Origin of the sequence: Flammeovirga aprica JL-4 (genome assembly GCF_012844305.1) — a bacterium.
Classification (GTDB): Bacteria; Bacteroidota; Bacteroidia; order Cytophagales; family Flammeovirgaceae; genus Flammeovirga; species Flammeovirga aprica.
In genome coordinates, this window is the sequence record NZ_JABANE010000039.1 from 1 (window position 1) to 20,355 (window position 20,355).

Annotated in this window: 16 protein-coding genes and 1 pseudogene; 7 read left to right on the plus strand and 10 right to left on the minus strand. The window is 33.8% G+C overall.

Annotated elements, in window-relative coordinates:
* Window positions 1-102: 102 nt before the first annotated feature.
* From HHU12_RS15065 to HHU12_RS15095, 7 genes and pseudogenes are all read right to left on the minus strand, one after another.
* Window positions 103-645 carry a transposase gene (locus tag HHU12_RS15065; protein ID WP_169657575.1) on the minus strand — a complete coding sequence of 181 codons (543 nt, stop codon included), beginning with the start codon at window positions 643-645 and terminating at the stop codon, window positions 103-105.
* A gap of 242 nt (window positions 646-887) precedes the next feature.
* Window positions 888-1,703 carry a hypothetical protein gene (locus HHU12_RS15070; RefSeq protein WP_169657576.1) on the minus strand — a complete coding sequence of 272 codons (816 nt, stop codon included), beginning with the start codon at window positions 1,701-1,703 and terminating at the stop codon, window positions 888-890.
* 8 nt (window positions 1,704-1,711) lie between these two features.
* Window positions 1,712-5,149, minus strand: a complete 3,438-nt coding sequence (locus HHU12_RS15075; protein ID WP_169657577.1) for a hypothetical protein — start codon at window positions 5,147-5,149, stop codon at window positions 1,712-1,714.
* Between the two features lie 10 nt (window positions 5,150-5,159).
* A complete protein-coding gene (locus tag HHU12_RS15080; RefSeq protein ID WP_169657578.1) occupies window positions 5,160-5,573 on the minus strand; it encodes a hypothetical protein in 414 nt (137 codons plus the stop codon).
* On the minus strand, window positions 5,563-6,531 hold the full coding sequence (locus HHU12_RS15085; protein WP_169657579.1) for a hypothetical protein: 969 nt from the start codon (window positions 6,529-6,531) through the stop codon (window positions 5,563-5,565). The genes HHU12_RS15080 and HHU12_RS15085 overlap by 11 nt, the downstream gene beginning before the upstream one ends.
* Before the next feature lie 74 nt (window positions 6,532-6,605).
* Window positions 6,606-7,250 (minus strand): annotated as a pseudogene (locus HHU12_RS15090) (ATP-binding protein); the annotation flags it as partial.
* A 10-nt stretch (window positions 7,251-7,260) separates the two neighbouring features.
* The gene (locus HHU12_RS15095; RefSeq protein ID WP_169657580.1) at window positions 7,261-8,088 is read right to left on the minus strand and encodes a hypothetical protein; all 828 of its coding nucleotides are present in this window, start codon (window positions 8,086-8,088) and stop codon (window positions 7,261-7,263) included.
* A 342-nt stretch (window positions 8,089-8,430) separates the two neighbouring features.
* On the opposite strand from HHU12_RS15095, the gene HHU12_RS15100 reads away from it, so the two are divergent.
* Genes HHU12_RS15100 through HHU12_RS15110 form a run of 3 tightly spaced genes read left to right on the plus strand, consistent with a single transcriptional unit; the run spans window position 8,431 to window position 9,770 of the window.
* Entirely contained in the window at window positions 8,431-9,126 is a 696-nt protein-coding gene (locus tag HHU12_RS15100) for an SDR family NAD(P)-dependent oxidoreductase (protein ID WP_169657581.1), read from the plus strand.
* Window positions 9,127-9,132: 6 nt separating this feature from the next.
* Window positions 9,133-9,294, plus strand: a complete 162-nt coding sequence (locus tag HHU12_RS15105) for a Lacal_2735 family protein (RefSeq protein WP_169657582.1) — start codon at window positions 9,133-9,135, stop codon at window positions 9,292-9,294.
* A gap of 2 nt (window positions 9,295-9,296) precedes the next feature.
* Window positions 9,297-9,770 (plus strand): SRPBCC family protein, encoded by a 474-nt coding sequence (locus tag HHU12_RS15110; RefSeq protein ID WP_169657583.1) that lies wholly within the window; start codon window positions 9,297-9,299, stop codon window positions 9,768-9,770.
* 288 nt (window positions 9,771-10,058) lie between these two features.
* On the opposite strand, the gene HHU12_RS15115 is transcribed toward HHU12_RS15110, so the two are convergent.
* The gene (locus HHU12_RS15115; protein WP_169657584.1) at window positions 10,059-11,165 is read right to left on the minus strand and encodes an aldose epimerase family protein; all 1,107 of its coding nucleotides are present in this window, start codon (window positions 11,163-11,165) and stop codon (window positions 10,059-10,061) included.
* A 258-nt stretch (window positions 11,166-11,423) separates the two neighbouring features.
* Between HHU12_RS15115 and HHU12_RS15120 the strand changes: the two genes are divergently transcribed.
* From HHU12_RS15120 to HHU12_RS15130, 3 genes are all read left to right on the plus strand, one after another.
* Window positions 11,424-12,224, plus strand: coding sequence for an SDR family NAD(P)-dependent oxidoreductase (locus HHU12_RS15120; protein WP_169657585.1), 801 nt, complete (start codon window positions 11,424-11,426; stop codon window positions 12,222-12,224).
* A 28-nt stretch (window positions 12,225-12,252) separates the two neighbouring features.
* Entirely contained in the window at window positions 12,253-12,825 is a 573-nt protein-coding gene (locus HHU12_RS15125) for a Crp/Fnr family transcriptional regulator (RefSeq protein WP_169657586.1), read from the plus strand.
* A 158-nt stretch (window positions 12,826-12,983) separates the two neighbouring features.
* Window positions 12,984-13,577: a hypothetical protein gene (locus HHU12_RS15130; protein WP_169657587.1), complete on the plus strand. Its 594-nt coding sequence runs from the start codon at window positions 12,984-12,986 to the stop codon at window positions 13,575-13,577.
* 190 nt (window positions 13,578-13,767) lie between these two features.
* On the opposite strand, the gene HHU12_RS15135 is transcribed toward HHU12_RS15130, so the two are convergent.
* Window positions 13,768-15,444, minus strand: a complete 1,677-nt coding sequence (locus tag HHU12_RS15135) for a RagB/SusD family nutrient uptake outer membrane protein (RefSeq protein ID WP_169657588.1) — start codon at window positions 15,442-15,444, stop codon at window positions 13,768-13,770.
* A 29-nt stretch (window positions 15,445-15,473) separates the two neighbouring features.
* Window positions 15,474-18,623: a SusC/RagA family TonB-linked outer membrane protein gene (locus HHU12_RS15140; protein ID WP_169657589.1), complete on the minus strand. Its 3,150-nt coding sequence runs from the start codon at window positions 18,621-18,623 to the stop codon at window positions 15,474-15,476.
* A 662-nt stretch (window positions 18,624-19,285) separates the two neighbouring features.
* Between HHU12_RS15140 and HHU12_RS15145 the strand changes: the two genes are divergently transcribed.
* On the plus strand, window positions 19,286-20,335 hold the full coding sequence (locus HHU12_RS15145) for a PorP/SprF family type IX secretion system membrane protein (protein ID WP_169657590.1): 1,050 nt from the start codon (window positions 19,286-19,288) through the stop codon (window positions 20,333-20,335).
* The last annotated feature ends 20 nt before the right edge of the window (window positions 20,336-20,355 follow it).

The window sequence follows — 20,355 nt, forward strand, 5'->3', positions numbered from 1 at the left end:
CTATGACCATTTTTCACTATATCGTTGCCTTCACAGTGAGGACAACGTATTTCTTTGTAATGTCTCATATACATATAACAAAGAATCAACCTAAATCATCCATTACCCAATTTTTAATGCATAGGCTCTACCAAATTTCCCATTAGAGGTTATTTCTAAAGCTACATTGATAAGCTTTTTATCTCCTTTGGCTCTACCTTGACTGCCAGCGTCATACCCACCTACAGCAAACTCATCTACTTCAACATACCCCTTCAAAGGATGCTGTAAACTACTTTGCATAGCATATTGTACTTTACGTCTGAAATTTAAACAGCTTTGATAACTCAAGGACAGTTTCTCACTTAAAGTTAAAGTGGAGATACCTTTCTTATCACAACTAACTTTAAATATGAATTCAAAAGCAGTTAGAATTGAAAACTTAAGCTTATGAAATAGGGTATGAGCTGTAACAGACTCATCATATTTACACTTTTGACAACGTCTGGAATGTAACTTTTTACCTTTCATATATTTTGTATGTTCACATTTCCTACATTTGTAATGATCACTCCACTTTAGTGTCGATAAATATTCAAGACAATCTTCTTCTTTTTGAAATGTTGAATAAAATGTTCTATCGTCAAAACCTTCAAAATTGATCATAATACATCTAGTTGTTTGATTACTTTTACACTAATGTAAATCAGTTAACCGTAACAGAAGTACGTTTTATGATTTAGGGCGATCTAAGTTCATATACCTATAAAAATATAGTCCATTCCATTAAGAATAAAACTTTCAATATCTTTTATGCTTATGGATGATGAGAGGTTGAAAATTAAAAAACACTTCCTAAAGTAACTCAAGAAGTGTTCTTATTATTCTACAATGAATATCTTTTTCGTTTATAGCTGAAAACGCTCTTCCAAAGGTGGAATCATATCCTCTTTTTCCAACTCCAACATGGCTTCTCTTAAGTAACCATAAGTCTCCCTAAGAGATTTCATACTTTCATCTGATTCATAATTATAAAAATCCTTATAGGTATGTAATTCGATCAAATTATAATCTCTTCCATCAACTTGTTTTAATAGAGTGGTATTATATAAAGCAGGCGTTTGGGATATTTTTTCAAAAGTGTAATCCTCATCAAACTTCAATTCTCCTAAGATCATCTTCCAACATATTGATATTCCTGTAAATGGAAAATCATTTAAATGACGAAACATAATTTCATTAGTATATATACCATTTGTTGTTTCATCATTAATTAAAGTTCTAAGATCATATCGAATAGGTACTGTTAATTCTAAGAATAAAGGTTTATAATAATTGAAAAGTTCTTCAAACTTATCCTCATTCAAGGCTCTTTTATCAAAATATAAATCAATGGAAGTATTTGAATATTTTTTATCATAGTCTCTTTCATCTTTGTCATCATTATCTCCTAACTTTGTAAACTGTAAGAAAAATAAATCACTTCTCAAATGAATATTAATATTACATTTTTTATACTCATCTGAACTTAAGAAGTTGATAATAGTATTAAAGTCAAATTCTTTGTTAATTACTGTTACAAATTCTCTATCAACTTCATACTTCAATTCCATAGTCTTAAATTCTTCAACAAATGGATTAATAAACAAACCTTGAAAATACTCTTCTTTGAAATGAATATCATCTAATTGTAACCCTATAAACTGCAATAAATTTTCTTTCATATCAATCTTTAATTAATTATATGTAACTGACCTTCATCGTCAAGGTAATTCACTCTAATTAGTTTATTTTCTATCACTTCAGCTTTCTTTTTCTTAGCTACCTTTTTAATTTGATCATAAGCCTTCTCCGCCGCCATTCTAGCATTATCACCAGCTTTTTTACCTACTTTATGTTCAATAAAAATATAGTCCATTCCATTAAGAATAAAACTTTCAATATCTTTTATGCCTGCGGATGATGATAAGTTGGAAAGGATTTCTTTATATCCTTCTTTTTTCTTTAATATCATATCTAAAAGGATTATATAATTTTCAATTTGTGTTTCTGAAATCCCTCCATTAGTATATCCCGCTTTCACTTCTATTAAAAATGAAACAACATTTTTATGTTTATTTCCACTAATGAAAGAACTAAATAAACCATCAGGCTGAAAATTAACTGTATTCCCTTTTAAGTTTTTGAAAGTTTCACTCTTGTCTAATATTGGTTTAATGATATTCACCTCAATATTCTTAGGAATCTTATACAATATTCTTATAATTTTTTCTTGCAGAATATAATGTTCTGCAACCGAACCAAACCCTTGTCTAAATGGTTGTAAAAACTCCGTCAATAATGATGGTTTATCGGGTATTATTTGAACATAATGTGCGTAAAACCCTTTTCTGAATTTTGACTCCACATCTCCAAGATTTTTATATTTTGAAAAGTCAAAATCATCTAAATATTTCAGTAAATCCCTGTACTTTTCCTTTACCATGGAACTTGGCAGCTTATTCTTTCTTATAAGTTGTACCAACTCGGGGTTCGTTGCCTCTATAAGTAACAGTCCCTTTTCTCTTTCAGATTTAATTCCTTTAAAAAGGTCTGTTAATGGAATATCATCTTTTACTCCGTTTAGAAATTTTTTAAGTTTTTCTGGATCTTTGATTACTGCCTCTACACTACTGATAAATTTTTTAGCCTTTATATCTTGTAATTTTTCTCCTTCAAACTTTTTTAAATATTTAGGTATATCTTCTACTGCTATCGTTTCAAGATGTCGAATAATCTTATCTATATCATCAAAATCTAATCCACCCGCTCCTTCTGAAATATTAATAATCAATTTATGGAAAATCGCAGAAAAGCTGACTTTATTTTGTTCAAATTTTGAATTTTCAATAAGCCCCTCAAAAGCTTTAATACACCTTTTCACTTTTTCATTATCAGCATTTTTTAATGCTATAGTCAGTTTTTCTATTTTATAATTAAACTCTAAGAATACTTCTGTGATGTGTGTTAATACATCTTTTTTCACATCCGCTTTAAGTAAAAAGTTTATAAAATCAGTAATACTTTCTTTATCATGCTTAATTAAGAATTCTTGATGTTTCTTCACCACTTTTTTAAATAGTTCAGCTGCTTCCGCACTAAGTCCTTTACAGATTTCATCAGTATCATCAAGAAGATTATGTTTGAGAGTGAAATATTGGCTTCTCTCCAGTTTATTAAGTAGTACATATAACTCTTCTTTAATAACCTGAGGGGCTTTCTCTTTTAAGATATATTTTAGTGTATCTTGATAAGCACTTCTCCTAACATTTACCTTATGTAAAAGTTCTTCAACAAATTCTGATACATTGTGTATCTTACCTTTATCTTTTAATACAGTACCTAACTCTGTAAGTTCACTACTGATTGATTTACCACTTCTTAAAGCTTTTGATAATTTAGGCAATACCTTGATGACATCATATAAATCTATAATGGCACCTGCATAAGCCACTAAAAGCCAGCCCAGTGCTGGATCTTTTTGACTTAAAGCTAGTTCTGGGTCAATTGACGTATTGGCGATTGCTTTATCTTCAAAATACTCTGTATGAACATAATATAGGTCTATACCAGTTACTGCAAGTGAGCTAGCTCCAAGAACTCCTGCCAAAACTGGGTAACCTGCACCTCCTGTGTATGCCGTTAATATTCCTGCTCCAATACTTAATAAAGCTAACCCAAGATCTCTAAATAGTTTATCGTCTTCAGCATTCTGAACTTGACTGTCTATATATTCATTATAATGACTTAAGTTTGTAAAATTACAATTGAGTTTTGCCTCCTCAATGACAAGTTCCATTGCTAATACTTTCTCAGGTTTAGAAAGTACTGTTTCACGAACATCTTCTATATTTTCAAGGCGTTCAACAATATGTTCTTTAAAATGCTGTGCTAATCCCTGAGAAGAATTTTTATCTTTTACATACTCTTCATAGAGGCTCAGAAGATTAATTTTAGGATCAAGAAAAATTGGGTGGTTTGAAGCCAGTTTATTTCTAATGCTATTACTGTATGCTATGGTATTTTGTTTTGCTTTATGATACAGTTCATCAGCTGGATTATCCTTAGAAATAGAAGTACCATATGATGAGCTTCCTCCATCAATAAGTGCTTTAGTCCAGAAATATTTATTTTCTATACCTTTTAATTCAGATAAGTGTTGTAACTCTTTTTCGTAAGAGCATAAAGATTCGAAATGATTTTGAGCATTATTCTTTATGATCCCATTGTATTCCTGAAGTAATTTACTTTCACTTTTAGCTAACCATAGCTCAACTATTTCTACTGCTTTTGGAAGGAAAGTTCCATTATAAAATTTTTTTGATGTCTTTACTAAATGTTCATTGAATGCATTTTCATTAGCAAAACCTTGATCATTTAAGGCTACTTTATATTTTTGCTTTACTTTTTTTAGTTCCTCATGTGATGCACTTTTACTTGCTTTATCCTCAAGATCATTTTTAATTTCGAGTAATTCAGATATATCAAGGTCCTCTTCTAGTTGTTGGTCAACTTTTTTATTCTTAGTTATCACCGATGCATAAGATTTTGTAGAAAGATCTTTTAAAAAGAATTTAAGTTCTTCCTCCTCGAGCTCTCTGTCATAATCAAAACCAGCACACTTCCTTTTAATAACCTCCACATTAGGATGATTCTTAATCAACTTTAAAAATAACCAATAAGGTATTTCACCTTTGACTTTTAATACCCAATATACTTTCTGCATTAATGAAATTGTCCTCCAATCTTGAATTCCAATAATAAACTCCTGAGTATTTAAATTTTGCACAACATATCTTACTAAAGATATATCATTAAAAAAATATTTTTCATCATTAGGGGTAAATAAGCGCATTACTTGAGGAGCTATTTCATCAAAATCAGAAAAGAAACCATGCTCATCAATTAGAACTTTTTTTAATTCATAATAGAAAACAGGGGAAGCCTCAAACTTAGCGTCATTATTCTGAGATTCTAACAACATCCCTTTTAATCTATCCAACCGTTCTCCATTAACTCTTCTATCATTTGCCAAATATTGCTCTTTTGACTTTTGGGATATCGGCTGGCTATCATGATTATTATCTTCCTCATGTTCATAATCATTACTCTGAGATTTATATTTTTGCATGTTAGTTCATTTAATAAAGTTTAAGCATAAAAAATGATATAGCTAGAGTATCATTAATAGTAATTAATTCATTTGGGAATGAAATTACCTTCACTTTACATTTAATGGACTCATCAATAACCTTTTGAGAACAATTAGATAACGAATCAAAATAAGGTCTACCATGTTGATCGAGGATAGCTAGTACTTCTCCATCTTTTTCTATAAAACTAAGCCTAGTGATATAAAGTGTTGATCCTGCTTTTTGATCAATATGTTTTATGCAATTTGTATAAGTATTCATAAAATCAGGTTGTAACACAATCTGAGCATACAAGTTTGTATTAGTATCATCAAACCCAACTTCAACTTTTCTAATATGATCTTGACCAAAAACTGAATAGGTTGTTAGAAATATAAATAATAGGAATACTCTATTTTTCATTATTTGCGAAATTATTATAAGCTTTGGGTACCTTAGAAGAAACATTTCCTTTGTAAAAAGGATTGTCCTTGTTTTTATTATAAAATGATTTTAGATAATTCTCAAAACTAATCCAATAGTCTCCATTTTTCTTTATTGATTTATCACCATCATGAAAATTTAATAAGTAAGACAAAGACCCCTTTTCCATACTAGGAATCGCAAGTTCTACCATATAATCAGGAATTAATGATAATTGTTTATCTGCTGAATTTATTAGTAACATGTCAAATATCTTAGCTTCTGCTTCAATTTCTGCTGTGCTTCGGGGAGATGTTCCTGCTTTTTTATTCTCTTGAGTTATCCCATAGAGATAAAACTGATATTGGTGAAATAACTCTTCACCTATAGCCATCAATCTTTCACTTAAAAAACCTTCATCCTCATAATTATTCATTGGTTTAAAAACCACTAAACCTCCATTATTACTTTTTTTATCTTCATAGGGTGCCCTAGCCATAGCATTTCCCTGTCCTTCAGTAACGTTCAATATTGCATCAATATTAATAGCTATATTAACTTCAAAATCTTGGAGGTTTTCCAATGTAGTATATAGATTATCAAACACTATTGATTCATTTCTATAATTATGAATTACTGTTAGTAACTCTTTATAATGCTTCTCATTAAGATCCGCACTTCCAATAATTCGAGCATTATTATCTACTAATACAAATTTTATATTAGATTCATTATCAGGATTTTGTTTTATATTTTTATTAATACTCTGATTACTTTGCTTTTGTTTTTGAAAAGAAAGTAATTCTTCTTTTAATTTATTCAGCCGTTCTCCATTGACTCTTCTATCATTAGCCAAATATTGCTCTTTTGATTTTTGGGATATTGGCTGGTGCTGGTTCTCATGATTATAATCTTCCTCATGTTCATAATCATTACTCTGAGATTTATATTTTTGCATGTTAGTTTTGTGTTATATCAAAGCATGCTTAAGTAAAATAAACATTTCCTAAACATGCTTTCCATTATTTTAGTCTACATTCTTTTACCTGAATGTACAGAAGACCTACCTAATCGTTGTTCCATAAGTGCTGGAGCAGGTGCTGAATCTCTACAAATAACAAACTGTGAATCACGCTTAAAATACTCTTTTTCAAGATGTTTTTCTACAATAATTTGGTCCACATCATATATATCTTTGTCAAGGCACTCTATCATAACATTAGACATACATGATGCTATGTTTGCTCCTGTAACTTGAAATTCTTCAGCCAATTTCTCCGCAAGATTTTCTTTATACACAAAAGGAGGTGAAATAGCGTTTTCCCATAATTTTAATCGCTCATTTTTAAGAGGAAATCCAAATTCTATTATTTCAGATACCCTTCTAAGCATTGCTTTATCAAAATGAGTTCTTATATCTCTAACATTTGTTGCAAGAATCACAATACCATCAAATCTTTCTACCCTTTGCAAAAGATAACTCATTTCTTGATTTGCATACTTATCCTTTGAATCTGTAATTTCTTCACTACGCTTTGAGATGATAGAATCAGCTTCATCTATAAATAGGATAGCATTTTGACCATGCAGCTTTTGAAAAACTTTTTCCATTTGCTTTTCAAAATCACCAATATATTTAGATACTACTCTAGAAATATCAAGAGTATAAGTATCTAAGCCATATTTCTTACCTAAATGTAGTTGCTGTTAGCGTTTTACCAGTACCTGGGGATCCAGCAAAAACATACATCTTATTTGTTTTGATCTTCTTGAAAAATGGTTGATCCTTTTGCTGTTTAATATTTTGACATATCCTTAACCAAGTGACAAAAGGTTCTAAATTTTCTAAAGTTCCAGAAGTGAGAACTACCTCTTCAAAATCCATCTTAGAAGTCGTTAAGTTTGCAGGAAACCCAACTTCACTGTCTAGAGGTGGATATCCCCCTCCATTAAGGTAAACTAAGAAATTTTCGCTAAGTTTTACAACTTTATTTCTAACACCTAAAACATCACCTTTTGTAACAACTGATTCAAATGTAATTACAGCATTTTTTATTAGAGGATGTTGAGGATCTGTAAAATAATTATACATTACCCAATGACTATCAGGATAATACATAGTCAAAAAAGTATGAAATGAAGGGGTAAACCTTTTCTTTGTCGATTCTAAATGTCCCTGATACTTTGCATGTAATGATACATTATCACCATGAATAAAAAAAGGAGTGAAAATTTCATGGTAGTTCTCCCAAGCATAGGCGAAAACAACAAGTGCTAGATCATCATGACTCAATGATAACCTTTCAATTAATTTGTATAGGTTACTGCTTCTCAACCCTTGCAATATCATATCGAATTGATATGTTTCCAATCGAAGAACACTAGAAGAAAAATCACCTTCATTCACTTCCAGATCAATAATGCTCTTGATATGTAGATCTAAGACATCAATTATTGGTCTAAGATCATTTTTTTCTGCTTTTATATCAAGAGTCTCGTCAATAGTTGTCTTCATTTAAATTGTTCAATAGTTTCATGCTTTCACTAAAAATAAATTCAGTTTGAGAATGTAATGTTAGTTTAAGCTAAATTTTTTAAATTGAAAAATAGTTCCCAAATATAGCTATTTTTGTTAATGTATCTATACATAAATTGTGTTTTATCAATTGACAATTAAAACTTACTAATATAGATATCATTAATACAATTATCAGACCATCGACTATTTACAGATTATTTCTCAGCTAACCTAAAATCTATAATTAAATATTCTTTGTAGGTGTTTTTTTCTGATTTAAATCGAAAACAAAATTTTCTTTTCTGTGTTATCCAATTAACATATTACAATAATACAAAAATGAAAAAAATTTTAGTGATTGGTGGTTCATCAGGAATCGGTAGAGCAGTTGTAGCACAGCTTTCTAGTCAAGGACATGAGGTTTTTGCTACTTATAATAGCACTGCCCCGGTGGATGATTACAGCAATGTTCATTTCTTTCCCCTCAATATTCTAGACGAAACACTTGACTTTTCTGTTATTCCTAATGAATTAAATGGATTGGTTTACTGTCCGGGGGCAATTGATCTGCAACCTTTCTCTAAAATAGCACCACAGGCATTTATTGATGATTTCAATTTGCAGGTGGTGGGTGCGGTGAAAGTGATACAGGCCAATATTAATGCACTCCGAAAAGGAACCGGTTCTGTTGTGTTTTATTCTACAGTGGCCAATCAAATGGGTTTTAAGTATCACAGTTTAGTCGCCGCCTCCAAAGGAGCAATTGAAGGACTTACCAAGTCGTTAGCTTCTGAATATGCACCTAAAGTTCGTTTTAATGCTGTGGCACCTTCATTGACTTCTACCCCACTCGCTTCTAAGTTTTTGAACAGTGATGCCAAGGTGGAAGCAAATGCTAAAACACACCCTTTACAGAGAATTGGCAGTGCAGAAGACATTGCTAATATGACCACTTTTTTATTATCAGACCAGTCATCATGGGTTACCGGACAGGTGATGCATGTGGATGGTGGTTTATCAACCCTAAAAATGTAAAAAGCTATGTTCGGATTATTTAAAAAGAAATCGAAGAAAGAAGTTCTAGAGAAAAAATATAGAAAACTGTTGGAGGAATCACACCGTCTGTCGACTGTCAATAGAATAGAGAGCGACAAGAAAATGTATGAAGCCAATCAAGTTTTAGAAGAAATTGAAAAATTATAAATATGGGATTTTATCAGTTTAAAGCATCACAGGATATTCCTGCATCTGTAGACGAAGTTTGGGACTTTATTTCTTCTCCCAAAAATCTTAAAGAAATTACACCCGATTATATGGGTTTTGATATCACTTCTGAACATGCTTCCGAAAAAATGTATCAGGGCATGATCATCACTTATAAAGTAAGTCCGCTTTTAGGTTTAAAAATGGACTGGATGACAGAGATCACACATGTGAGAGAGGGCGAATATTTTGTAGACGAACAACGTGTGGGGCCTTATAACCTATGGCATCATCAGCATATTTTGGTACCAACTGAAAACGGCGTTACGATGAAAGATATTGTCACTTACGCACCTCCTTTTGGACCTCTTGGTGATATTGCTAATGCGATCATGATCAGAAGTAAGTTGAAAGAAATTTTTGCTTACAGAAAGAAAGTGATTGAAGAGAAATGGGGCGTATTATCTGCCGTTTAGATTAAAAAAAATAGCATAAGAAGCTAAGAATTCATTCTTACTTTAAAGAAAATCATAATTGTAATTATCCTCTGTTTAGGAGACCATAATTAATTATTTCTTGACCAATAATTAATCCCTTGTTGAATACTTTTTCTCCAAGGGATTTTTTGTAGTATAAGGAAATAGAATAATGATTTGCTTTGTATTATTTGTGGTGATTCTTAAGTCACAAGGCATTGTGCACTACAGGTGTCGAAACCTTTCTAATTTCAAGCTACCTCCAAAATATAAAACAAACGGACCACCCTAACTCTTAACTCTTAACTCAACCTCCTCAACACTCACTTTATAGATTGTAGAATGCTGATATGTTTCTTCAGGTTGTAAAACTACACTTGGGAAGTTAGTATGCTGTGGTGAATCAGGATAAAACTGTGATTCAAAACAAATGGATTCTCTGGCTTTGAACGCTTTTCCAGTATCGCTTTTATCATTTCCAGAAAGGAAGTTGGCGGTATACACCTGAACTCCAGGCATCGTGGTATGCATTTCCATTTTAATTCCAGATTGCGGATCTATGGCTGTTATTAATGGTAATTTATCGTTCTTCTTGACAAAGTTGTGATCAATGCCATTCGCTAATTTGATTTGTGCATCTGAAGTATCAATAGCACTTCTTACTGTTTTCATTGTTCTGAAGTCAAAAACAGAATAATCTACCGCTTTAATTTCGCCAGTTGGCAAACCACCACTGATTAAAGGTGTGTATTGATCTGCATTAATTCTTAAGTTCAAATCTAAAACACTGCCGTTTCCTGCTCCTTTTAAGTTAAAGAAAGCGTGATTGGTAAGGTTCACTACAGTTGCTTTATCAGTTACGGCATTGTAATTCATTTTCAGCTCATTATTTTCTGTCAATTGATACTCAACCACCACTTCCAAATTTCCAGGAAAACCTCCTTCTCCATCTTTTGAAAGGTATTTCAATTTCACACTACTTTTAGTTACAGCTTCAATGGACCAAAATTTATCATGAAACCCTGCCTTCCCTCCATGCAAAATAAATTCATCTTCGGTCAAGTGAATCTTTTTTCCTTCTAATTCAAAATTCTGAAGACGATTAGCATATCTCCCAACGATGGCACCATAATACTGGGCATCTGCATTTTGATATTGTTGTAACGTAGAGAATCCTAAAACTATATTTCTCAAGCTGTCATTTTTATCTTTCACATACCAAGACACCAACCTTGCACCATAATTGGTAATTTCCACTTTACAACCTTGCTCGTTTTTCAACTCTACTATTTTAAAAGCATTGCTTTCTGTTCTTATTTCCTCTTGTTTATGTGTATGAGTAGTGCCACATCCTATGATAAATAGTAGCAGGAAAGATAGTAGTTTGTTTGCCATAATTTTATTTTAAAAATGTATATAAGTAATGTTTAAAGCTAGCGGTTTACAGTAAATAGCAGGGTGGGCAAATTGGGCAAAAAAAGAGGTAGTTTCAGATATTTCATCAAATAATATGATCTTGAAGAGTGGGAATTCAATTTTGTGCTATTTTTTTAATATGATATCATAACACTTTGTAAAATCATTTGATAAAAAGGAGTTTATAAAGTAGATTAACAATAGAAATCCATTATGGAATCATTTTAAAACTAACTGATGAAATATTACTCCAATAAAAATGTCTTTATTACTGGTGGAACAAGTGGCATAGGCTTGGAAATGGGTAAACAACTCTCTTCTTTCGGTGCGAATGTGGTCCTTTTTGGACGGAAAAATTTAGAAGAAACACTAGATGCGGTAAGTGATGCGGGAACTGGAAATAAAGTGCATGCTTTCTTTATGGAAACTACAAATTTAGGTACGGTGCAGCTTGGGTTTGAACAAGGTATTCAAACGGTAGGACTTCCTGATATTGTAATACATTCGGCTGGTGTTGGCCGTTGTGTTCCTTTTGAGGATTTTTCTAAAGATGAATTTGAGCAGGTTACAAATGTAAATATCTATGGCACCCGCAATGTGGCGGAAGTTGCTTTTCCTTACCTCAAAGCGACTAAAGGGCAACTTATGTTTCTGATTTCATTGGCAGGAATAGTGATCAACTATGGTTATGCGGCTTATTGCACTTCAAAATATGCTACCCTGGGTTTTGCAGGGGTGCTACGAAGTGAATGGAAACCTTATGGTATAGGAATTACTGCTGCTTGTCCTCCTGAAATTACAACACCTTTAGTGGAAACTGAAAATCTGGAATCTCCCGAAGTGGCCAAAGTATTGAAAAACTTTGCTGGTAATTTACCATTAAAATCCGCATGCAGGTATATGCTTAAAGGACTTTCAAAAAGAAAATACATGGTTATTCCTGGTTTCAAGGCAAAGTTTGTGGCCCTAACACAGCGCTTCGCTCCCTCATTAAATAACTTAATTAGTGATTTAATTATCGCTCGATTTATCAAATAACTAAACACATCTATTCTTCAATATTAATATGCTTCAACAACTCCTAGAAGAACTTAACAGTATCTCAAAATTAAATGAGCAAGAACAACTATCGATCAAAAACCTTATTTCTGTCAAACATCTGGATGAAGGGGAATATTGGTTTTATGAAGGGAAAAAAACGGATCAAGTGGCTTTTGTGGCGAAAGGATATTTAAGAAAATACTTTATGGTTGATGGAAACGAAAAAACAGATTTTTTCTATTTCGAAGGGTCTTTTACAGGTGATTTGCCTTCTATTATTTCCAACAGGGCCTGCAAATCTTTTAATATTGCTATGGAACCCACCACTCTATTAACTCTTTCTTATTATGAAATCGATGAACTGGCAAAAAAATCCATCAATATTGAACGCTTATTAAGAAAGGTGACAGAAAGTGGTTTTGTTATGTATTATGAAAAAGCAACCTCATTTGTATTACAGTCTCCAAAAGAGAGATATGATGAGTTATTGCGTCAAAACCCTAAAATAATGGAGAAGGCAACACAGTATCATATCGCCTCCTATTTAGGAATTACCCCTCAGCACCTTTCAAGGTTGAGAGCGTCTCACCGAAATTAACAAATGTGAATGCGTAAGAATCTTTCATAGTGCTTCTTTGTGATAAAGATTTTGAATTGAGAATGTAGAATTAAGATAATTCGTCAACAGCATAAACACCACACGAACTATTGAAATTCTTCATTCTGATTTATTCATTTTTCAAATAAAAAAACATCATGAAGCACTATTTTCAATACGCAAAAGACAGAAATATCACTACACTATTTTTTATTTTCTTAGCCTCCTACTTATTTCTAAATGTGGGGCATCACCCCTTTTCTATTCCTAGCATCGTCAAATTATCAGGTGGTTTTAGTATCCTCAATGTCATTCCTTATTATAATGCTGAAACTGCTTATGTCTATTTGAATGCTTACAATGAAACGGCAATCGCCATCTATAATAGAATTCTAATTTTTGATTTTCTTGTTTTAATCCCCGTTTATGTTTCCTTCTTTTCATTATCCCTTTTCTTTCTTTTAGAAAGATTGACAGATCTCAAGAATTCAATAGTCCAAAAAATTGCATTGCTTCCGTTTATTGCTGGATTTTTGAATATGGTAGAGGATATCATTATTGCATTATTGCTATATACCCTTCCTGAAAAATGGAATTTCTTAGCTGAAATATGTGGGATTTTGACCTCTTCTAAGTCATTGATTACAGTGATTTGTATGCTCGCCATTTTTGGGCTTTATATCGTTTTGGGGATAAAAAAAGTACAAAAGAAAAGGGCCAACTCCTATCACAAAGCTGGCCCTACAAACTAAACTGATCGCTAAAAATTGTCTTTTTTGCTATTTCAAAAGAGGTTGAATGATGAGTTAAGAGTTAAGAAAAATAATTGGTGTTGTGATCCTATTTAATATAAATACCATTGGTAGAGACGAAATACTAAATCGTTTTCACATACTACCTTAACTCTTCATTCTTAACTCTTAACTTATTTCACCCTATTGATTAATAGCCGTCATTTTGTTTAAATCCTGCATTGAGGTCTAGTTCTCTCTGCGGAATAGGTAAGAATTTACGTGTCCAATTAAAAGGTACTTCATAATCTGAAGGGACACCCACGTCACCCGTTAAGTTTTGATTATTTCTGATGTAGATAGGATCATCATGTGTTGGAGGCACCAACTCATAATTAGTTACTGTTAATTCCTGATCTGCATATCCGTTTCCTCTTCTGATCACATCAAAGTAACGGTGGCCTTCCATTGCTAACTCCAATCTTCTTTCAAGGTAGATATCATCTAATGATACCCCTGATTTTGGAGTAAGACCTGCTCTGTTTCTGATCATATTCACATACTCATCAGCTTTACCTTGGTTGCCAGCTTGTAAGTACAGTTCTGCTGCAATCAAGTAGATATCTGCTAAACGAATATAGTGGTAGTTTTGATCGTAGTTCAATTCAGGAGTACCGTTGTCCGTTCTTCTGTAAGCATGCGTTGTATACTTATAAGTAAACATGCCTGTGAATGTATAATGTGCTTCTAATGATGGGCTGAAGTCTTCAGGGTCATTACCCATTTCTAAGTGATTTTCATACTCTTTGTCTACCAATTCTTTTGCATAGATAATAGTAGACGCTTTTCTTATATCACCTGCAGTAAATAAAGACTCAAGCTCTCTTGTAGGTCCACCAAAACCCCATCCTTGTGCAAGAATATCACTGTTATGACCTCTTGGGCCAGCCATTGTACATTGGTAGTTACCTAGCTTATTATGTGACCAGTCACCAGTTCCAGTGTTAGCGAAAGGAATTTCAAATAATACCTCTGCGTTATAGTTGCCATTTTCGTTGAATAAGTCTTCGTAATTTGCCAACAAGTGAGCTCCTGAGTTCAAAATGATGTCTTCTGCCAATTCAATTGCATCTTGCTGTGTAAATTCTGCACCGTCTTCTACAGGTAAAGATGATTTGTTGTAAACACCTGTGTAGAACATATAGACCTTTAACAACTCAGCTTTTGCCGCATATTTTGACAATCTACCTAATTCATTTTCTGGCAATTGATCCGCCATCAATGGAATCGCATCCAAGATATCTTTCGCTACAAAAGCATATACCTCTTCTGGTGCAGACTGCAATACATCCTCCCAGTTTTCACCTGTCAGTGTCTCTCTGATCAATGGAATGTTTTCAAACAATCTCAATAACTCAAAGTAATAGTGCGCACGTAAGAATAAAGCTTCACCTTCAAAATTAGATTTGATATCTTCCTCATTTGATCTGAATTCAATCTGCTCATAACTACCCAAAAGCGTGTTGGCTCTTTGGATACCCACATAACATTTCTTCCACGTTTTTTCACCTTGCATACTCACTGATCGAGCATCAAAACGCTGCATCTGTTGCCAGCCCAACATATCTGTGTTGTTCGCTCCACCTGTGTACACATCATCTGACATCACATCAGCAGTCAGTGCTTGAGGCATAGCTTGCCAGTCCAAATTGTCATTTCTCAACATCTCATAAGCACCCATCAACGCTTGGCGTGCCTCTGTTGATGTACGGAAAAACGAATCTTGATCTTGTGAATCTTTTGGAGTAATATCCAGGAATTTTGAACATGAGCTTGCTCCAATGCAAAGCATCAAAAGTGCTCCTATATATAAATTGATTTTTTTCATTTCTAGTAAGTTTCTGATGGATAAAAGAATTAGAATGTTACGTTAAGTCCTACTAAGTAAAAACGTGCTTGAGGGTAAGATCCCATGTCAAATCCTGAACCCATTGCACCACCATGACCCATTTCAGGATCTAATCCTGAGTAATCAGTGAATGTTAGTAAGTTGTTGCCTGACACATACACTCTTAAACGTTGTGTACCAATTTTCTTTGAGATATGACTTGGTAAAGTGTAACCTACTTGTACGTTTTTCAATCTTAAGTAAGAAGCATCTTCAATATGTACCATATCATTCATCCACAAGTAGTTGTTGTTCGTATCATCATGCGTGAATCTTGGCATTGAGTTCGAACCGTTTTCTGGCGTCCAGCTGTTTAAGTAACGCGTGTCATAGTTTTGATCACCTAATAAGTCTCTACGCGTAGAAGCATTCATCATCTTACCGCCAGCTTGTCCTTGCCAGAACATCGAGAAATCAAATCCTTTGTACTCCGCACGGATCGTTAAACCATACGTCCAGTTGTGCACTGGCGTACCAATATCAGTACGGTCATTTTCATCAATTACACCGTCTCCGTTTGTATCTACAAAACGAATATCACCAGGTTTTGCATTTGTACCGAACATTTCATTGTAACGGTCAGCTTCTTGCTGGTTTTGGATTACTCCGTCAGTTTTGAAACCGTAGAAGAATGGAAGTGAATGACCTGTAGCCATTGCCATGTTACCTACTGTATTGTGCAGACCGTCACCGAAGATAAAACCATCTGTGTTGTTTACTGCTGTTACTTTGTTGTCATTGTAAGCAACATTACCTGTGATAGAGTATTTGAACTCTCCTTCATTATTCTGGTAAGTCAATGCCAATTCAATACCTTGGTTTCTTACTGTACCTAAGTTGGTGATTGGATCTTCCTGACCTGTGTAATCTGGCACTGGCTTGTTACCCAATAAATCTTGTCTTTCTCTTGAGTACAAATCAACATTGGCTTGTAACATGTCATTGAATAACCCAACGTCAATACCTAAGTTGAATTCTGCTGCTGCTTCCCAACGTAAATCAGGATTGGCCATTCTTGTAATACCGTAACCCGGCTGTGGCACACCACCTGGCCCTAGAGGGTAAGAAGCTGTTGAACCGAAAGCAGACATGTAACCGAATGGAGGAATGTTTTCGTTACCTACTTTACCCCATGAACCTCTTACTTTTAAGAAGTTAACTGTTTCGTTGTACTTCAAGAAATCTTCGTTTGAAATCACCCAACCTGCTTGTAATGATGGGAAGAAACCAAACTGATGGTTAGGACCGAAGTTAGAAGATCCATCATAACGCATAGTTGCGCTGAATAAATACTTCTCTTTGTAATCATAACCCAATCTACCAAAGAATGACATCAAACGGTGATCATAGAATCCGCCATCTGTTTTTTGAGTGTTATCATCAGCACCGTTGCCGATATAACCATAATCCCATCCTGGAAGCTGTAAGCCATTACGCATACCCCACATATCTGTACCAGTACTTTGACGCATTGTCATACCGCCTAATACTGAAATTTTGTGATCCTCATTGATTTTCTTTTCATACATTGCTGTATTCTCCCACTGCCAAGTGCTGTATTCGTTCATACTTTGATTGACAGAACTATTGGCCACTTGATTTACAGAATTGTAATATACTTCAGGACTGTAACCTCTGTTGGCCCATGAACCTACGTCCACACCAAAATCCGTTTTCATTGTCAGACCTTTGATACCTACAGGCTTCACTTCTACGAAAGCATTACCAATAAATTTATTGGATAAGTTAGTTTCATACGTATTATGGATTCTTGCCATTGGGTTGACAATCTCTCTTAGTTGTCTTTCAGAAATACCATAGTAAGCACCATTTTCACCTGTTAAAGGATTGTATACACCTGGATTGTAAGCAGGTCTTACTGGGTACGTATCATATTCAGCATTCTTATCGTAAGCATATACTGGCGTTAGAGGATCGTGCAATAATGCATTTTGGATTGCACCACCAAACTGTTCGTGCTCATTGATACCTCTTCTTTCTTCTCTTACAAAAGTAGCATTCACACCCACTTTTACTGATTCAGAAACTTTATGCGATGTATTCAAACGGAAAGTATAACGCTCGAACTGTGATTTTTCAGGGGCTACAATACCATCTTGTCCAAAATAACCAAAACTTGCTAAGTAATTTGAATTTTCATTTCCTCCCGATGATGAAATACTGTGATTCTGGATCGGAGCACTTTGGAATAATTCGTTCTGCCAATTTGTATCATGAGCAGGATTGGCAATCTGAGCATCACTGTAAATTGGACTTTGCCCTGCGTTCACAGCTCCTTGGTTATGCAATGTCATGTACTGTTGTGCATTTAATAACGGTGACTCTCTCCATGCATTCTGAACACCATAGTAACCATCATAAGTAACCGTTGCTTTGCCAGACTTACCTTTTTTAGTCGTAATCATTACTACACCATTGGCACCTCTTGAACCGTAGATTGCTGATGAAGCGGCATCTTTCAGTACTTCCATCGACTCAATATCGTTTGGATTTAAGAAGTTGATGTCGTCCATTTGCATTCCGTCAACAACGAATAACGGAGAGTTATGTCCGTTTGAACCTGTACCACGAATACGGATATCCACACCTGCACCTGGCTGACCTGATACGTTAGTCACTAACACACCTGGCGTACGACCTTGAAGCGATTGAGCGGCGTTTCCTACAGGTGTTTCAGTAATTTCTTCTGATTTAACTGATGCAATAGCACCCGTTACCACACTCTTCTTCTGAACACCATAACCTACTACAACAACTTCCTCTAGTTGTTCTACATCTTCTACTAGTTCAATTGTAATGTTACTTTTTGAGCCCGCATTGACTTTTTGAGTGACGTACCCTATAAAAGAGAATACTAGTGTTTTCGGCCCATTTGTCTCATCGATCATCAGTGAGAATTTTCCATCAAAATCAGTAATGCTACCGATTGAGGTCCCATCAATAGAGACGTTTACTCCGGGTAAAGCGGCACCATCTTTTGCGTCTGTTACAATACCTGTAATTGTTCTTTCCTGTGCGTGGACGTTCGAAATAAATAATAGTCCCATTAAGAAAAACAATCCCAGCACCTTAGTTAATTGTATTGGTTTTGTTTGCATAAATGTAAGTTTAGATAACAAATTAGATTTAAGTTTCACATGCTAATCAGTAATATTTCTGCAGAAAAAATTAGGTTTTAGCTTCATTTCATAGTGCAATACTAAAGGGATTAAGTGTAAAACAAAACATTGTCAAATATCCATCAATATTTGTTTATACTGTTTAATAAAATCAGTAGAATACTAATTTTCAGCCTTTTGTTTTTAATGTGTTTTTTGTTGGATTTTAATTTTATCAAATAAATAAAAATAGGATTTTAACAAGAGTTATAAATAAGGGGTGCTTTTTAAGAATTTTAAAAGAAAGTTAATAAGTTTCATGACCTGAAAGAAATACAGAAAAATGAAATGCAAACACTTAACACACTATACAACAAAGGTAAGTTCATCATACTTTATGATAAAATAGATATTATGATCCTAGTATTTGTTGTATATTTTGTTACGTTACTATTTGAATAGTTAATGCAAGATTCAGAGTATACTATAACTATTTTAATAAAAATTATAACTATTACATTTTCAGGGTAAAACTTACATCTGTTAGAACTTTTTTACAATTGGTATTTTTTCAATGGCTTATTGGCATGAATTTATCGTATACCAATATTAGACTTTTTGTACTGACGATAACTTTTTACATTAGAATAATGCAATACCCCATGCAGAATAAGGCGTTATTAATTTTATTAATAATTACCTTTTCATCATTGGTAGTGCAAGCTCAAGACCCTCAATTTTCTCAATTTTATGCTGCACCCTTATATCTAAATCCGGCTATGGCTGGAAATACATATGATGGTAGGGCAACATTTAATTATAGGAATCAATGGGTAGGCTTACCTGCCAATTTCGAAACATATATGGTTGGCTACGACCAATTCATTCCAAGCAAGAATATTGCTTTGGGTGGTACTATCCGTCAAGATCGATCGAGTATCAATGGCAATAGAAGTTTCACGAATACAAGCGTGGAAGCTATTGGGAGCTACTTATTAAGCATCAATAAAAATTTGAAAGTCAATTTTGGACTTCAGCTTGGTGTGATGCAATCCTCATTGGCCTTTAATGATATTATATTTAGTGATCAGATTGGTCCTGGAGGTGGAATTAGTGGCCCTACGGCGGAAAGACTTCTAAATGAAAATGCTTTTGTACCTGATATATCAGCAGGTGTTCTTGTATTCGGTAGAGGTTTTTGGGGTGGAATGTCCTTCCATCATATCAACTCACCTAACGTAACTTTTATGAATGGAAAGCAAAATTACCCTATGAAATTTTCATTAATGGGTGGATACGTTATTCCGTTAGAATATGTAAACAGAAGAAGAACTGTAAAAGGCTATAATGGTAAATCTATTTCCCCAGTGGCTTTATTTATGCAGCAAGGCGGTTATTCTCAATTGAGTCTTGGTGCTTATGCCAATTTAGAGCCTATGCTATTTGGATTATGGTATAGAGGTCTGCCTGTCATCAAAAATAATGATGCCCAAACCATAAATCATGATGCTATTATCGTGATGGTTGGTACAAAAATCAAAGGTTTTAAATTCGGATATAGTATGGATTGGACATTGACTCGCCTTCCCCAAGTGGGTGCAATGTCACATGAAATATCTCTAGGCTATGATTTAGATATATATAAGGACTATCGTAAAAAGAAAAAACATAAAGCTGAACTACTACCATGTTCTACTCCTTGGGTAAACTAATTTTTTGAATTGAAAGACAT

Bases quoted from the DNA above. Each gene is read 5' to 3' on its own strand.
- HHU12_RS15070 (WP_169657576.1), bottom strand. From the start codon at position 1,703: ATGAAAGAAAATTTATTGCAGTTTATAGGGTTACAATTAGATGATATT.
- HHU12_RS15065 (WP_169657575.1), bottom strand. From the start codon at position 645: ATGATCAATTTTGAAGGTTTTGACGATAGAACATTTTATTCAACATTT.
- HHU12_RS15075 (WP_169657577.1), bottom strand. From the start codon at position 5,149: ATGCAAAAATATAAATCTCAGAGTAATGATTATGAACATGAGGAAGAT.
- HHU12_RS15095 (WP_169657580.1), bottom strand. From the start codon at position 8,088: ATGAAGACAACTATTGACGAGACTCTTGATATAAAAGCAGAAAAAAAT.
- HHU12_RS15085 (WP_169657579.1), bottom strand. From the start codon at position 6,531: ATGCAAAAATATAAATCTCAGAGTAATGATTATGAACATGAGGAAGAT.
- HHU12_RS15105 (WP_169657582.1), top strand. From the start codon at position 9,133: ATGTTCGGATTATTTAAAAAGAAATCGAAGAAAGAAGTTCTAGAGAAA.
- HHU12_RS15120 (WP_169657585.1), top strand. From the start codon at position 11,424: ATGAAATATTACTCCAATAAAAATGTCTTTATTACTGGTGGAACAAGT.
- HHU12_RS15135 (WP_169657588.1), bottom strand. From the start codon at position 15,444: ATGAAAAAAATCAATTTATATATAGGAGCACTTTTGATGCTTTGCATT.
- HHU12_RS15115 (WP_169657584.1), bottom strand. From the start codon at position 11,165: ATGGCAAACAAACTACTATCTTTCCTGCTACTATTTATCATAGGATGT.
- HHU12_RS15110 (WP_169657583.1), top strand. From the start codon at position 9,297: ATGGGATTTTATCAGTTTAAAGCATCACAGGATATTCCTGCATCTGTA.
- HHU12_RS15140 (WP_169657589.1), bottom strand. From the start codon at position 18,623: ATGCAAACAAAACCAATACAATTAACTAAGGTGCTGGGATTGTTTTTC.
- HHU12_RS15100 (WP_169657581.1), top strand. From the start codon at position 8,431: ATGAAAAAAATTTTAGTGATTGGTGGTTCATCAGGAATCGGTAGAGCA.
- HHU12_RS15145 (WP_169657590.1), top strand. From the start codon at position 19,286: ATGCAGAATAAGGCGTTATTAATTTTATTAATAATTACCTTTTCATCA.
- HHU12_RS15130 (WP_169657587.1), top strand. From the start codon at position 12,984: ATGAAGCACTATTTTCAATACGCAAAAGACAGAAATATCACTACACTA.
- HHU12_RS15080 (WP_169657578.1), bottom strand. From the start codon at position 5,573: ATGAAAAATAGAGTATTCCTATTATTTATATTTCTAACAACCTATTCA.
- HHU12_RS15125 (WP_169657586.1), top strand. From the start codon at position 12,253: ATGCTTCAACAACTCCTAGAAGAACTTAACAGTATCTCAAAATTAAAT.